Consider the following 15,340-nt stretch of genomic DNA (forward strand, 5'->3'; position numbering starts at 1 on the left):
GCTTTCTCCACGGCATTCATCCTACTGATGGTCGGCTGGTCTTCGTTGGGGTGTGCCGGATCCCCGTGGCCGCCGAGCGCCCTGCGCAGATCTACACGATGACCAGTGCAGGCAGTGACTATTGCCAGCTAACGCGGGGACCCCGAGCGGCTGATGGATGCGAATACAGTCCGGATGGCCAGTGGATCTACTTCAGCTCGGAATGCTTTGATGGTCATATGCAAATTGGGCGCATGCGCTGCGATGGAACTGAATTGACTCAGCTAACGGTGAACTCGCGCGCTCGACCTTTGATCTGCGCGATTGATCAAAGAGTCCTGCGCTTCATTCAAACGCACCATGCAAGGCAAGCTTCGCCAGGCCGTCCACAATGGAGCGAAGTTTGGCTGAAAATCAGCTTGCCCGTAGTCACTGCTCACGAGCATCTATTTGATGCTGCGTGGAGTGCCCAGCACTCCAGGGCCATGTCCCACCGGTCCAAGCCTGCACCATAGCCATCTCGCACAACGTGCTGCGCGACAAACCCGAAGCGGGCATAAAACGCCTGCGTGTGCTGGCTGGTATCCAACACGACTCGCTGGATGGCCGGCGTCAGGCGCACGGCTTCGAGCCGAGCCAAGAGCAACTCCGTCCCCAGGCCTTGGCGATGCAAGCTCGGATGAACCATGCCCCAGCAAAGGCTTGCTGTCGTGCCATCCGTGCTGATGGAGTAGCCCGCGCAGGCAACCACCTCACCCGCACGCTCAATGACGTGATAGTGCCAGGCAGCAGCGTGGTGCGTTAGAAATCGCACGAACTCAGGTCGTTCCTCAGTGCTGAAAAACGCCGGCACGTTGCCATCGAAGACAGCCATGCACGCGTCAAAGTCGTGAGGGCGGTAGGTCCGAATCGTATTCATGCCGGCCAGTTTGCCTCAGACAAGCAAGCGCACGGCAATAGCCAATGCGCGAAGGGCAAGTCCGGGCCAAGCGCACGAGGCTTTGATCCACCAATCTAATGGCCGATAACACCTGCTGCTGTCCTCTCCACTCAGGTAGGCATTCGCCAGCTGGGATGGGTCTCAACGTTTTCATCTCCACCAGCGCTGGGCCTCTCAAAGGGACCTTAGCTTCGCTGTCCTGACCGCAAGGACAGGCCTCCTTCTCGTCGCTGGCGCTTTGTTGCGGCCCTCCGCCGTGCGCCGCTTGCGCGGTGCTCGCTCCCGGGTGCGGTAGGGCCGGACGCTCCGCCTGTCGGTTCCCACGAGGCGCACAACGCGCTGGTGGAGAAGAATCGATGAAGCGCACCCAAGACCGAGCAGTCCAGTATCAACTTCAGATGGACGAGGAGGCATCTTGCTCGCAGCAGCCACCATCCTGGAACAACGCCTTCAACGCCAAGGCCGCATCCACAGCCCGCTGCGCTCACCTGTCGCACGAAGTCTTCGGGGTCGTCTTCCTGGACAACCAGCACCACATCATTTCTACCGAGCACTTGTTCACCGGCACCGTCGACGGCTGCGAGATTCATTCCCGAGTGGTCGCCAAGCGTGCCCTGGAACTCAACGCCGCCGCTGTCATCCTCTTTCACAACCACCCGAGCGGGAATCCGGAGCCCAGCCAAGCCGACCGCAAAGTCACCGAGCATCTGCAGCAGGCCTTGGGTCTCCTGGACATCCGGCTGCTCGACCATCTGGTGATCGGCGGCCAGAAGATCGTCAGCTTGGCGGCAAGGGGGTGGGCATAGCCCCTCCGTTGCCTTATGGGTTGGGTCGGCAAAGCGGCCGAGTTAAGCTCTTTCTGTCAGCTGAGACCACAGCGCACGGACGGGACGAAACGCATGCCATCAACAACACCCAATCAGCCGACGGCCGGGAGCTTCTACATGTTTGAAGCGGACATGGAGAGCAACAGGCCGCACTGTGGGGTGAGGTTCGATAACGTCCGCCACCTGCTGTCCCCTCCGCGGTTGATCCTGCGGCCGGAGGAGGGAGGGTTTCCCACGCTCCGCGAAACACCGCAGCTGACCTACGACCCCAACACAGGTCCAGCTCCGCGCGATCTAGAGCCGGGATTCGGTGGTTATTGGTTGGTTTCCGTGCGACTCCACGATGCTATGGTTTCGGTGGATTCCGACGCCTTTGCCTTCGAGGAGGTGGATTACCGCTTGGCTGACGAAGCAAAAGGTCCGCGCCACTTTTTGTGCGACGTTGTTCGCGAGCTTGATGCTTTGGACGAAGTCGCCTCGAAGCTACAAATTGAAGTAGACGATGACTATGTCAATGGCAAGTTCTACTCGGTGGGAGGAGGAGCCAGCTTGGCCTTTAGGCCAGAAGTCGTGGGTCAAGCACACGTATTCCTTACGCCGTTCAGCTCATTCGTGATTTGCGACTGGGCCTTCAAAGATGCGGTCCATGACGCGGGGATTCCTGATGATGCTGGTGAAAGCGGCATCTCTTTTATCAACGCATCAGACATCTAGCCGCACCTGGGCAACAGGTAAGGAGCAGGGAGCATGCCGCGCAGCAGCCCTATTTTTCAGGATCATCATGGGTTCGAGCAGCAAACCCTTCGTTACAGCCGCATCTTGCGGGTGCTGTCGGACTCGGATCGCTTCGACATTGATGCGCCTGAAAATAGAATTTTCATGCCGCACGACAAGGGACTGGCTCAGGCAATGGGCGTCTCACCCCATAGCGGTGGCCCAATGAGCTGACGCCGATACCAAATAGTGAGTGGGCGTGCAGACAGTCCGTTTGCGCATGATCTCGGGAGCCGATACATGAATGAATACACCAAACTTGTTGAAATGCGGCTCGGCAGCGCCAAACATGGGGAGACTGAGGCTAACGCCTGGGTTGAAGAAGGCGATGGATTGGCCGCGACTGCTCGTTCAATCAGAATCAATTGGCTGCGCACAAAAAAGAAAATAAAAATAGGAAAGCCTGAGTTCCCACGCCGTGGTGATATGGCTGCTCTCACGGGTAACCCCAGAGCATCGGTCCTTTTGATGGGTTACGCTGTGGAGATGTATCTCAAGGCCGGCTTGGCTAAGTGGCTTAAGCAATGTCCCGAATCGCTTTTCCTGGCGGACATCAGGCGGTACAGCCATAATTACAAAAAGTTGGCCGATGACCTTGAGATTGATGCGTCGATTGCGCCGCGCGAATTATTGGATTTTTTGAGCAAGGCAGTCATGTTGGAAGCCAGATACCCAGCTAGTCCTCGCAGAAATGAAACGCCCATCGATGCAATCAATCGGCGAACTACCGACTTGTGGAGCGATGCGAAATTCAAGGCGATCTGCCTACTCGTGAGACGGCTGCGTGCACACGTTGTTCAGATGAACTCAGATCGCCTTAAACCGAGTTATACAAAGAGCTTCGGCATGCCACTAGAGGGCTACATCGTCATGCGTGTCGGTGGTCATCTTCCATCGCGAGTTACCGTGAGGCCGCCAACAGGAACTGAGTGGGGATCAGACGAAGTCGGAGATTTGCTTGAAAGCATTGCCTCGATCAAAGTCCAGCAACACTGGCGCCAGTGCGCGCTTTATCTACACTGCTCAGGAAAGGGTAGTCAAAGGATCAAGACTAAGCAGTAGCTTGCGTGGAATCGGCCGCTTGCATGGCCGAACTTCTGGATGCCGTCCATCGCGCCAGCATCGGCGTAACCTTTGACAGGACGCCTTCCAGATGCCTGCGGCCTACCGTCGCAGCAGATGTGACCAGACGGCACGTCAAGCGCCAGTTGACGCGCCACCCGCGCAGGGTGGATGCCGCATTAAGGGCAACATCCCCGTCAGGGCAAGAAGATCTACTACGTGCCCAACTAGCGGGATTACGAGCGCACCAACATCGACCTGAGCCGTGGCGATCGCATTTCCTGTAGTCCGAGGGGGCGGCCCGGACAGGGTGGCGGCCGGCTAGGCGCTGACTTTGCTCGCCACGGTGGAGCGAGCTGCGAGGGTTGGGGGTATGCGCTTTTTTGTCTGCCCAAGTCAGCTATCGGGACGGTAGACTCTGCCCGACTTAGGTGTGGGCCATAGCCAGGTAGATGGGACGCAAAGCATGGATACAACGATGACCAATCAGCCCCAGACCGGGGACTTCTTTATTCTGCAGCCGGATGCGCGCAGGGGGGGTAAAGGCCACGGTGTAGTTTTCGAGAACGAGAAGGCTTTGCTGACGCCGCCGCGCTTGATCTTGCGCCCTAAGACTCGTGGCTTCCCGCCACTGAGAGAAGTTCCGCGCTTGGTCTACGATCCCAATGAAGGCGTTCCGCCACAAGACCTCGAAGGCGGGTTGAGTGGCTATTGGCTGGTGTCCGGCCGACTCCGTCAGGTGATGGAAGCTGTAGACCCTGGTGCGTTCGCGTTTGCCGAGACCGACTATCGCCTTGCCGACGGCTCCCAGGGGGCAACCCTCTTCCTCTGTGATGTGGTCCGAACGGTGGATGCCCTGGATGAGGAAGCCTCTCAGCTGAACATCGTGCTCAGCGACGATTACGAGGCGGGAAAGTATTACGACCTGACTGGCGATGTGCGATTGGCTTTCAAGCAAGATGTGCTGGGCCCGGCGCACGTCTTCAGGCTGCCCTTCAACGGCTTTGTCTACTGTGACCGGACGTTCAAGGATGCTGTAGAAGCGGCAGGCATTGTCACGCCGAGCGAGTCCAATGGGCTTTGGTTTGACGACGTCGTGAACTGCTAAGCCGCGAATACACGGCAGCAAGGAAGGAGCCTATCTATGTCCAACTATCGGACGCTTTTCCAGGACCATCACAACATCGAACAGCAGACGCTGAAAAACAGCGAACTGCTTTCCCGGCTCCAGGTCGCCGGAAGATTCGACATTCACGCAGCCGAAAATCGCTTGTTTCTACCGGCAAGCCCTCAGCTTGCGCAAGCAATGGGCGTGACGCCGCATAGCGGTGGCCCGTTGGCCGAATACCAAAGTGGAATGATCCGGCGCCTGGACGACATCGAAGCATCTCGAGATGGCCAGGCGGCCCTGGAAGGCGACACGGCGGCGATGGATCGAGTTGCCAAGCGCGTTGAACAGCTACGCGATACGGTCAAGGTCGGGCTGATCAATGGGGATTTGAACACCAACACGCCGGTTGGCGAAATCCCGGCGCAAACAAGCCAGCGGGTCCGGGAGTTCTTTCGCGATGTCCCGGCCTACTATCAAAACCATGCCCAACAAATTGAAGCCCTGAAGGGCTTCACTGGGGTGGACCATGGCTGGGGTGCAGTCGCGCACTCTGAGTCGCGCATCGTCACCACGCTCAACCAAATCCAGGTCAGCAACAGCGCGATCATCCGGGGCGGCGACATCCAACTTCAGCGCAGCGGGTTGTCGCTCGCCCTTTCCAATGCGCACCACGATGGGCGCGTACTCTTTTCAGAGCAGGGCATTCTCAAGGTTGAGCAGACCCTGGGCGAGGAGGCCGCATACAACCTGCGCGTCCCCCGAGGCCAGCGCGGTGGCGTATCCGTGGAACTGCTATTGGGCGAAGCATCAGCAAGCACTCTGGTGCGTTCGGGCGGCTTGCTGGCCACCGGCGCCGATGCGGTGATAACCGCCCGCCGCTCGGCCGAGCTGCTGGAACAAGGCAATGCCACCGCCGCGCAGTCTGAGGTTACCCATGCCTTGGCGCGCAATGTCGGCGGCTGGGCCGGTGGTGCGTCCACTGCGGCGGCACTGGGCGGCAGCGGCTTCGTGCCTGCGGCCTTGGTGGTCAGTGACGCGCTGTTGATGAGCAAGGTGTTCGACAAAGGCGCCGATCTGCTGGACAACCGCGCCATCTACCACCAGACCGACAAGGCGGGAGTGGAGTGGCAGTTCAACGGCAGAAACTGGCAGCGCGAAGCCGCTATCGACGCCACACAGGATGGTCGCCGCACTCCGAACGAACAGCCTGTGGTGGCCAGCTACGAAAAATCCCAGGAGCTGGGCGCCCTGGCCAACACCAAGGCGGTGGAGCTGGCGTTGGGCAAAGCCCCGCCACCCCAGAACCCGTTCAACCTCCCCGCACTGGCAAGCGACCAGGTGGGGTTGGACAACCAGAATTGGCAGCGCAATCCCGAGCGTCAGACCTGGGAGCGCCAAGTCAGGACCGCGGACTCTGGCACCGATGAGATTGGCAGCTATGCGGTCCAACTCGCGCCCCCGGAACGCGTGCAGCAGCTCAATCAAGAGGCGCTGGCACGCATCGAGAGCAACGTCGCCACCGGGCGCGAAGCCATTGCCGCCGCCTATCTGGAAAACCACGCCGCTCAGCGCGCCCAGTCCTATGGAGTGGAGGTGCCGGCGGCGGTCGAAGCCTCCCAAGCCAAGTCAGGCGCTGTGCTGGGGTCGGACGCTCAGCTTTACCAGCGCACCGGTTCAGGACAGTGGGCCAGCAAGGATGGCGTCGCCAGCGGCAACCTGGCGGTGGAGCTGGAACTGACCGACCAACTGCGGCAGCCTTCAATAGAGCGCTCCCACGAAGCCTTGGCGGCGATCCAGGCGCTTCCCGCGCCCACGGTTGCGCAGATGGAGCACAACGAGCTGCTGCACCGTTATCGGACCGCAGGCGTTGATTTGAACGTTAATTCAGACATGCAGCAGGCCGTGATGCTGGCCTCGCAGCGGACCATAGATGCCAATGGCATCACCGGACCGACCATGCAGCAACTCCAGCGCAACGAGTCCGGGCAATACGGCTACGACAGCCCCATCGTCCACCTCCAGCGCGGTAGCGATGGCGTCGCTCGGGTGGTGGCCGTCACCAGCAGCGACGACATCCGTCAGGCGCTGAATGAGTCGCAAGGCAATCGGCGAGAATTGCCGCCCCTTGGGCGCGTGCCTGAGGGAACGGCAGACGCAGACACCTCGACATCCGATTCTTCCAATCCGCAGCAAGTGCTCGACATCCAGGCACGCATGCAGGCTTCTGTCGCCGCGCAGGCGCGACAAGAACGCGAACAGCAAGATCGTCTCGCGCAAGAGCAGCACGCCGCGCAGGTGCGCGAGCACCTCCATCAGGCACAGCCTGAGCAAGAAGATCAGTCGAAGAACGAGCAGGCGGTCCAGGCGCACGCGGTGTTGGAAGGTCAACGCCAAGCAGAGCAGCAACGTGAGCTAGAAGAACGCCAAGTGCACGAGCGGCAAGCGCAGAACAGCCAGCAACGCGAGCTGCAGGAGCGTGAGGGTAGGGAAGTCCAGCAACGACAGGCGCAGGAACGCCAAGCCGAGGACAACCAGCAGCGGGAGCAGCAAGACCGCCATGCTCAAGAAATCCGGCAAGTTGAGGTCCAGGAAGCTCAGGCTCGGCAAGCACAGGATCAGCAGCAACAAACTCAAGCACTCGAACCGCAGCAGGACCAACCTCGGCAAGCCTCGCAGCGACCGGACCCTCAACCGCACGCTCAAAATGCCGCGCTTACTCAACAAACGACGCATGCTCAGTTGCAGCAGGAAGACGCGCGCCAGCAGCCAGAGACGCAGAACCAACAGGCACGCGAAGACCTGGCTCTTGACGCACATGACACACTGAAGCAAACGCACAGTCCAGGCGACGCGCGGCCGCATCAAGCACAAGAAGCGGAACGCGCGCTGGAAATGTCGGCGGTAGAGAGTCGCGACGCCGCGCGCCTTCAAGTGTCTTCATCCGAGGGGCCGGAATCCGGTAACCAATTTTCGCGAGGCGCGGAGGCCGATGCGGTGCCTCCAGCGCTGCACCCCAACGTGCAAACGCAGCAAGCGGAGATGGAGCAAGCGTCGGTCCGCCAGCAAGACGTGGCGCGTGAGCACGAGGCAGAGCCGGTTCGCGTGATGGCCCCAACAACGCCTGCGACAGCAGAATCGTTGATTGCATCGCAGGCCACGGCGCTTACCACTCCTGAGGAGCGAGAAACCAAGGCAGAGCAACCCCGTCCTTCAGACGCGCTGCATGCCTATCAGGAGGCGGCTTTGCTGCCCGCAGCACACCTCGCGCAGGCACGCGAGCAGTTCTTGGAAGCCAGTGCAGAGAATCGCTTGCCCGTCGGGTCTGCTGACGCAGAAGACCAACAAACGCAATCAACCCCGGCGCAGGACCGCAGCGCCGCAGACCCGGGTAGCGCCCTGTTTCTGGAAGAGACCATGCGCTCGTTGCGCCAACTGCAACAGGAGATTGAGGCGGCGGATCGGGAAGACGAACGCTTCCACCAGGAATGGAAGGAGTATCGCGAGCGCGGAGAACCCTATCCATTCGCTCGCGACGGCGCGCGAGACCAGGAGAGTGGAAGCATTGATGCATTCAGAGCACACGAACAAGGCCACCGCTCTCCCAGCGAAGCTGCTGAGCAAACCGATACCTTCCCCTCTTTAGCTCAGCGCTTCGCCGGTCCAGGAGGAGGCTATGCCCCAAACGATTCGTCGAAAGCTGAGCGGAAATCCATTACGGGCGATCCCGACGTGGATGAGGTGCTCTATGCGCTCGACAGCAAGAACGAGCTGGCGATTGAGCACGCCCTGACTCGGGTGGCCAACAGCGCAGCGACGCAGGCGCTGTTGAAAAAAGGCAATGACTTCCTGGAGGCGCAGGCCCAGCAAGAGGCCCAAGAGCACGTCGCCGCACGCCAGGCACTTGGGATGGATGTCTCACCGGAAATCAACACCAGCCGCGGACCGGTGATGGTGATGACACTGCCAGATTTTGCCAAGGGGCCGATGCAGAGCGGTCCCCAAGGAGACGACGGTGGAGGCGGAGACGGCGGTGGGGGAGGTGGTGGTGGAGGCGGTGGTTAGTCAAAATCACTTCCGTGACCAGCCGAGTTAGGAAACCTCATGGACAAGCAAGACGCTGCCGCAATGGCGGAAATGATGGCCACGTTGAATGCAACGAACGCCTCGTTGCAGGAGACGGTCAAAGTGCTAACGACGCTGGTAGCATCCACGCAGCAGCGCGAACAACGGTTACGCGAGGTGGTCGCCGAGCAACTCCAGGTGCTCCAGAACGCAGTGGGCAGCGCAGACTCCAACGTCAATCGGGTGCTGGAGAACGCACTCCCGAGACTGACGCAGCTGACCAATCAGGCGTTGACGCAGACGCTGGAGCCAGCCGCCAAGCGGTTCAACAAAGAGATGGCCCATGTGGACGAGACATTGCAGCAAGCCACTCGACGTTACGCACAGGCCCAGCAATCCTTGGAGACGCGGATCACGCGGCGCATGGGCATTGCATCCGTCACGATGCTCGTGGCGGGCGTGTTGGGCCTGGGGGCGGTGGCTTACTCGGTGGGCATCATCAACGAAAAGCGAACCGAACTTACACAGCTGCGAACATCCATCGATTACATGGACCGCGTTTCGCGTGCGGACCTAGCTCCCTGTGGCGAAGGCAGGCTTTGCGCCACGTTCGAGAAGAATGGGCCGCGTTACGGCAGCCAGAGGCAATACAGAGCTATCAACTTGCGCGCAACACCTGCTGCGCAGTAATGCCTACTGATCAAATTGAAATTGGTGGAGAGCAGACACGGCTGGACTTATCGATTGCCAGGGATGGGGGTATGGAATAGAAATCTCGGTCAACGGCGAGGTCCACACTATCGGGTCGGGAGTCCAACAATGTGCAGCAACACCCCTCGTAACGAGGTATTGAATACTGACGCATGGTGCAGCGCGGGGAACTCACGGTAACTCACCGCAAGACTTGGCAGCGCTGCCAGGCGCCTTGCTAGCTGAAAGGCTGCATCTGCTAGCGCGCCCTGGAAGGCAGTCCAAAAGCGAGCGCGATCAAGACGTTCACGGCTCCGTGGATCGACTTGACCGGTTCGCTCTGCACCACCGAGAAACATCAATACACGTGCGTGGCGCGGCCCGGAAGTGGTGAAGCGCTGCTCGGGGGCGCCTAGAGCGTGTTATGAACTTTGAAAGAGCGTGGCTGCATTTCCAAGCATCAGAATCGTGAAGACGACAAAGTGCAAACCTGCCAAGTTTTCCGGCAATCGCTCATAGTCGCGTGCCAGCCGTCTGAAGCGATTGACCCATCCGAAGCTGCGCTCGACGACCCATCGGCGCGGCAGCAAGACAAAGCCTTTCTTCGCTTCTTGCAGCTTGATGACGTGCAACTCAATGCCTTCTTCCTTGGCTGCCTGCGCCGGTTCTTCGCCGGTATAGCCTTGATCCACAAACGCGATCTTGACCGTTTCACCGGTCACGTGTTGTACCTCTTGGGCCAACGATCGGACTTGCGCGCGCTCCTGCTCATTGGCTGGCGTGACCAGGATGGCGAGCAGATGTCCCAGCGTATCGACCACTATATGCACCTTGCTCCATTTATTGCGCTTATAGCCATCGTATCCAGCACGCGGACCGCCCTCATAGGTGGACTGCAGAGTCCGGCCATCGAAAATGACCGCGCTCGGCTGGCCTTTCTTCCCTTGTGCCGCACGCAAGAGTGAGTGCAGATCGCTGACCATGGCTTCAAAGCAGCCAAGCCTGCAGCCAACGCTGCGTTTGCTGATACACCGCTTCCCAAGGGGGGATCGTTGGGAAGCAATCGCCACGGTGCGCCTGCGCGTGCAATCCAGTGCAGTGCGTTGAACATCTCGCGTAGCGCGTGCTTGCACTGCGGTGCCTGCGCATCCATCAATGTCAGATACGGCGCCGCAAAAGCCCATTCTTCGTCGGAAATTTAGGTGGGATAAGGCTTACGAGGCTTCATCCGTAAACGTTAGCGTGACAATGGCAAAGTTCATGACACGCTCTAGTCTTATAGACGGTCGCTGTTCAATCCCTTAGCAAAGCGCCGCACGGAGGCGGCGCTTTGCTGACTAAAGAGCTACTTCCAGTATCACGTGATGCTGATGATACAGACCGACGTCCTGGACGCCGACCGCTCGCCTTCATCTTGCAGTGGGTCGCGACCGTACCGTCCTCACCCGTCGGTAGGTGCCAGTTCCCACCCAGCATTTTCACCGCCGGGGGAAAGCGGATTCTCGTCGCCGGCAGCGGTGGGCAGGTCGGCCGGGGCGAGGGAGTAGCTATAAAGCTCGTGCAGCACCTGTTGCATCGGTGTGTAGTAGACGATGGAACGGCCTTCGGGCTCGCCAGAGGAGATGATTCCGATCAGATGCCGGTCGTAGGTGACGACTGGTCCGCCAGAGTCGCCGTTGTCAATGCTATTGAGCTCGGAAGCGTGAGCAGTACTGATGTGCTCATAACTCGGTCTCCAAATTCCAGGCGTGAGAGAGAATCCGTTCCACACGCATCGGACGCCGGTGCGCCAACCGCTGGTGCAGAACTGCCCATCGGGCGCGTTCGACCAACCCGTTACAGCAAGACGCGCCTCCCGCCCTGCGCGCGGCATGAAGACCTGATTGTTCGCACGGGGGGTATACGATTGGATCGGATTGCAAAAGGCTGCGCTGCTGTGGGAGGCGCAGTACAGCACCGCGGTCTGATCCTGCTGGGGCGATACCCGCACAAGCTCAATGTCCGAGGTAGCTGACTGCCACACGACGTTGCCGATGGAAGCAGTACCTACGTGGATGCTCGCGTACATGGGCGCACAGTGCTTAGCCAGCACGATCCATCGTGTTGCACGTTGATAAGGCGTCAACCTGTGGAAGATGCTTGTGGGCACCAACACCGCCCCTACGGTGCATGAGCCAAAGGGAACGCTGACCTTCGAGCCGGAGATGACCGGAAGCTCCGCGCGGTCGGGATTTCGAGGTGCCACGACGCCCGGGGTTTGCGCCGCGGCGGTCGAGGATGCGAGCGTGGTGACGATGGCAAATGCGAGAGCTGCCAAATGCTTTGGCAGTGGTGAGGTTTTCATCAGGGATAGGGTTCTTTAAGAGATGTCGTGGGGGAGGGGGGGACGCCCATTCGCGCGTTAATAGATTGGCGGTGTCCCGGTGGTGAATAGGCCCGAAACGGTGAACGATATCGCCATCCTTGGTTCCACCAACTCGCAAGACGATGGTCATCCCCTACTGCCACTTTCTTAGTTGTCTTGCGAGGTTGCGATCATCTACGCTGCCGCCCGCGCCGCATGGCTTGGCTACGAACTGCGGCGTCTCGGAACGAAGGGTCGAGCCGTGCGACGTTTGTCGATAGAGCTGCCGCAGCAAACGAGGGAGCGGACTCAGCAGGCGGCGCGTTGCGCCATAAGGCTGCGCAGGCCTTTCATGCGCGCTTGCCGCAGATGTCGGTAGATGTGTTCGAGCAGGTGATCAAATACGCGCTGCCGCTGATTATCGGGTCGTGGCCGCTCAGCAATCCGGTCGATGTCGCGGCACAAGTGATTGCGCTTCCGGAATTGGAGGGGCTGCGCTATGACTTTTAGCATGAGGATATGAAACGTGAGACTCAGCATCGGACCTGTCCGGTGCTGGTGTTGGAGCGCAGTGCACTGAAGCGGCTACGGGAACTCTTTGCGCTGAATAAGCATGGCATAGACTCGAATGACCGGAGTGGTGCTGGCTGCTAAATGGCGCAGCCGTAGGTTGCGATCTGGCCAGCGCATGGATTGATCCGCAACGCGTTTGAGATCACCGAACCAGACATCGTGATCGCGCTGATAGTGCGTTCCATCGAGCAGGCCATCGAGCAGGGAAAAGCCACGGTCGCGCGAACTGCCGGGCGGTGCATACTCTAGATAGCGGAGGGTCTCGATCAGTTGTGCGCGTTGAATCTGGCCAGTCGCGTCCGTTGCTGCCGCCTCGCGTAGCGGTCCCGCATCGATTTGGTCGAGGAACTCGTTCGACGCAGCTGCCAGCGCGGCATCACGAAGCGGCTCTTGTCCGACATAGCCAAGCAACTGGGTGCGGACGTTGTAGCCTGCTTGGCGGATGAGAGACACCGCATCGTCAACTTGTGGTGTCGCCGAGGGCGGTGTAGGTGCGGGTTCGCGTATCCGATCATTGGGCAGTCCCGCGACGAAGCGCTGCTCAAGCAGGCGATGGTTGCCAACCAGGCTAGCCGCACAGCGGGACGCCGACAAATGTGCATCCACATACTCGCGATAGCTCGCCCGCAGTTGCGAGTGAATACCCGGGATGCTTTCAACGCGCTGAAGTGCCAGTTGGATGTCCGACGCAACGCTCAGCTCGGTTGCAGTGAAACTGGCGTCATCGCCACGCGCGCGCAACAGCATCTTCGTCAGGCGCTGCGCAATCGCGGCTTCGGTCGCGTTGGATCCCAGTGGTAGGGCGGTGACAGACTTCAGCGCAGGCGCTATCTCAGCCTCGCTCCGGACGCGATCGACTTGCCCAAGGAGCAGATCGGTGCTCTGGCGGGCATCGTTGACGGAGAACGTCGGAAGGAGTCTGTAGAGCGGTGTCGGATCGTCCACATAGTCACTGTCGCAGGTTGCGGCGGCGGGCCTGGGCAACCCCGGCATCAACGCTATGGCGCGGTCTGGTGCGTGGCTTTTCACGTTAGAGATGGCGCGCGTCTGCAACGTGAGTTGGTCCAGGCCTGCGGTCCGGGCGCTACGCAGCTCATCTTCATTCTCTTCGCCTGCATAGCCGACAGTGGCAAGGCCGGGAAGTCTTCGTGTGGCATGTTGAGCAAGGGAGTATGCCTGCTCGTTAAGATCAACGACCGCTCTATCGCGTTCGCCGTGATTTCCAGTGACAGGGCCATCATCGGACTCGGCCACTCGCAAAAGCACATCGGCTTGAAAGTCTGGAGGGAGCGCCGTTGCAGCCGTAATGACCTCTTGGGCCGACGGTCTGTCCTGCCGATTATGTGTGGGGGCCGCAGCGCTTTCGCCAGCTGGCGGCCGCTTGGCTGCCTGCGCAGGAGTGCCCGATGGCGTTGATACGCTTTTGGCGCTGGTGGCATCGCGCAACATGAACCAGGCAAGGGCAGCGATTGCGCTAACAATGAGGATGGTTTTCCAATGACTTACGAGGCGCATGAGGTGACCCGGACTGGATTAGGCGTGTCTTCGAACCGTTATGGAAGGGGCCGGCGAATGCCGGCCCCTCGGGGGACTCAGAGGTAGCGAGTCGTGTCGCGTTTGATCGAGGATCGAATGACGCCTAACGGGTCGTCGGTAATGATGCTGGTGAACCCGGCAACCACCTGCAGTAGGTAATTAGGGCGCTCATCCGCACTTTCATTGCCGAAGTGCTTGGTGTGCGTCAGGTAGTCACTCAGTGCGGCGCAGCAGGTTCCGTTGCTGCGGACAAAGTGGTAGCCGTCGTGGGAGCTGATGCGATACTCCGACACCGGCGAGAACGCACCAAGGGCTTCCTTGCGCGCTTGATTGTCCGCTAGCAGCTCGGCGGTCGGATCGCCACGGCGCGGCTGCTTGTTGCCAATTTCCAACCAGGCGAAGTTCTGCTTGCTTCTGGCCTGATTGATCCAGGCGTTGACTCGGCAGAAAGGCGTGTTGCTGCTGATCGTGCCACATAGGCCGACGTAGCCGCCATCGGCGAGGTTATCCATATCGCCAGCATAGATCGTTGGTGCAAATGCGACGCCTTTGGTGTAATTGGTGATGCTGTCCGGGCTGCGAGCAACCAGCGAAGCACTGAACTTAAGGACGACCTGATTCTCCATGCCATAAGCGCGTGCAAGATCAGCAGCACGCGATACCGCGTCCAGTGTCTTCAGATCGAGGACGATGACCATGTGATTCGCCGAATCACGAATCGTGGTGAGGGCACGAGTCAGTGTGACGGGATGGTATCCAGTCTTGGCGAAATTCTTGTCGCGTAGCAACGCGGTATTGAGCTCTGCATTGCTCAATGTGCGCACATCGGGATTCCACCCGGTCGGATTGCTATTAGCCTGGAAAATATTGAAATTGGGGCTGTGTTCGAGAAGTCGTCCCACGTTTTGGTCGTGGAATAGCCAAGGCGTTCCATCAGCGGACTGCTTGACGTCCAGCTCGATCGCTTCAACGTTATTGTTGTAGGTGGCAAGGATTGAGCAAGATGAGTTCTCCGGACAGCCCGCACTCACGACGCCGCGGTGTGCAATGACGGCGATACTGACGCCACTGATTTGATGCGGTCGCTTGAGCGCGCCGAGGATGTGTTGAGGATTCCAGTTGTTTGCTGCTGATGCTGCGCCAGAGAGCGCGGCAATAGCCAAACAGGCAAGAGCGCAAACCGTCTTTTTCCAGGGATGTGCGGAGCGTTTCAAGATGATTCTCCAGATGGGTAGGGTGGTGAATGAGTGGTGCGATTACGAACAGCCTTGCATCTCACGGTGCTCCTGGTTTCTTGAGCAGCGTGAAGATATTGGTGATGATTTAGCGCTTGGGAATAGCGACCACTGTGATGGGCAGGTCGGCGGGTTCTCTTACCTGCGCGGCCTTCGCATGAAATCGGTCAGCGAAGTTTGTATGGCGATGTAGTGACCATCTAAAGA

The 15,340-nt window shown here is 59.5% G+C and carries 11 protein-coding genes and 2 pseudogenes; 8 read left to right on the forward strand and 5 right to left on the reverse strand.

What is annotated here, in order from left to right:
• Positions 1–415 precede the first annotated feature (415 nt).
• On the reverse strand, positions 416–853 hold the full coding sequence (locus tag FFY45_RS08905) for a GNAT family N-acetyltransferase (protein WP_255171902.1): 438 nt from the start codon (positions 851–853) through the stop codon (positions 416–418).
• Between the two features lie 422 nt (positions 854–1,275).
• On the opposite strand from FFY45_RS08905, the pseudogene FFY45_RS08910 reads away from it, so the two are divergent.
• The 7 genes and pseudogenes from FFY45_RS08910 to FFY45_RS08940 all read left to right on the forward strand — a co-directional run bounded on the left by FFY45_RS08910 (position 1,276) and on the right by FFY45_RS08940 (position 9,445).
• Positions 1,276–1,725: pseudogene (locus tag FFY45_RS08910) on the forward strand (JAB domain-containing protein).
• 93 nt (positions 1,726–1,818) lie between these two features.
• Positions 1,819–2,460 (forward strand): DUF1629 domain-containing protein, encoded by a 642-nt coding sequence (locus FFY45_RS08915; protein ID WP_176340151.1) that lies wholly within the window; start codon positions 1,819–1,821, stop codon positions 2,458–2,460.
• A gap of 33 nt (positions 2,461–2,493) precedes the next feature.
• Positions 2,494–2,694, forward strand: coding sequence for a hypothetical protein (locus FFY45_RS08920; RefSeq protein WP_176340152.1), 201 nt, complete (start codon positions 2,494–2,496; stop codon positions 2,692–2,694).
• A 66-nt stretch (positions 2,695–2,760) separates the two neighbouring features.
• On the forward strand, positions 2,761–3,582 hold the full coding sequence (locus FFY45_RS08925) for a hypothetical protein (RefSeq protein WP_176340153.1): 822 nt from the start codon (positions 2,761–2,763) through the stop codon (positions 3,580–3,582).
• A gap of 466 nt (positions 3,583–4,048) precedes the next feature.
• Positions 4,049–4,690: a DUF1629 domain-containing protein gene (locus tag FFY45_RS08930; protein WP_176340154.1), complete on the forward strand. Its 642-nt coding sequence runs from the start codon at positions 4,049–4,051 to the stop codon at positions 4,688–4,690.
• A 36-nt stretch (positions 4,691–4,726) separates the two neighbouring features.
• Complete coding sequence (locus tag FFY45_RS08935) at positions 4,727–8,755, forward strand: coiled-coil domain-containing protein (protein WP_176340155.1); 4,029 nt, start codon at positions 4,727–4,729, stop codon at positions 8,753–8,755.
• 39 nt (positions 8,756–8,794) lie between these two features.
• Positions 8,795–9,445: a hypothetical protein gene (locus FFY45_RS08940; RefSeq protein WP_176340156.1), complete on the forward strand. Its 651-nt coding sequence runs from the start codon at positions 8,795–8,797 to the stop codon at positions 9,443–9,445.
• 422 nt (positions 9,446–9,867) lie between these two features.
• Here the strand turns inward: FFY45_RS08940 and FFY45_RS08945 are convergent.
• Positions 9,868–10,643, reverse strand: a pseudogene (locus tag FFY45_RS08945) (IS5 family transposase).
• Between the two features lie 243 nt (positions 10,644–10,886).
• A complete protein-coding gene (locus FFY45_RS08950) occupies positions 10,887–11,789 on the reverse strand; it encodes a trypsin-like serine protease (protein ID WP_176340157.1) in 903 nt (300 codons plus the stop codon).
• A gap of 324 nt (positions 11,790–12,113) precedes the next feature.
• Between FFY45_RS08950 and FFY45_RS08955 the strand changes: the two genes are divergently transcribed.
• Positions 12,114–12,299 (forward strand): hypothetical protein, encoded by a 186-nt coding sequence (locus FFY45_RS08955; protein WP_217902502.1) that lies wholly within the window; start codon positions 12,114–12,116, stop codon positions 12,297–12,299.
• 75 nt (positions 12,300–12,374) lie between these two features.
• Here the strand turns inward: FFY45_RS08955 and FFY45_RS08960 are convergent, their stop codons facing one another.
• Together FFY45_RS08960 and FFY45_RS08965 are read right to left on the reverse strand one after the other, a co-directional pair.
• On the reverse strand, positions 12,375–13,877 hold the full coding sequence (locus FFY45_RS08960) for a hypothetical protein (RefSeq protein ID WP_255171903.1): 1,503 nt from the start codon (positions 13,875–13,877) through the stop codon (positions 12,375–12,377).
• Positions 13,878–13,954: 77 nt separating this feature from the next.
• A complete protein-coding gene (locus FFY45_RS08965) occupies positions 13,955–15,112 on the reverse strand; it encodes a glycerophosphodiester phosphodiesterase family protein (RefSeq protein WP_176340158.1) in 1,158 nt (385 codons plus the stop codon).
• Positions 15,113–15,340 lie beyond the last annotated feature (228 nt).

It is taken from the genome of Xanthomonas hortorum, from assembly GCF_011305375.1.
In the GTDB taxonomy this organism is placed as follows: domain Bacteria; phylum Pseudomonadota; class Gammaproteobacteria; order Xanthomonadales; family Xanthomonadaceae; genus Xanthomonas; species Xanthomonas hortorum_E.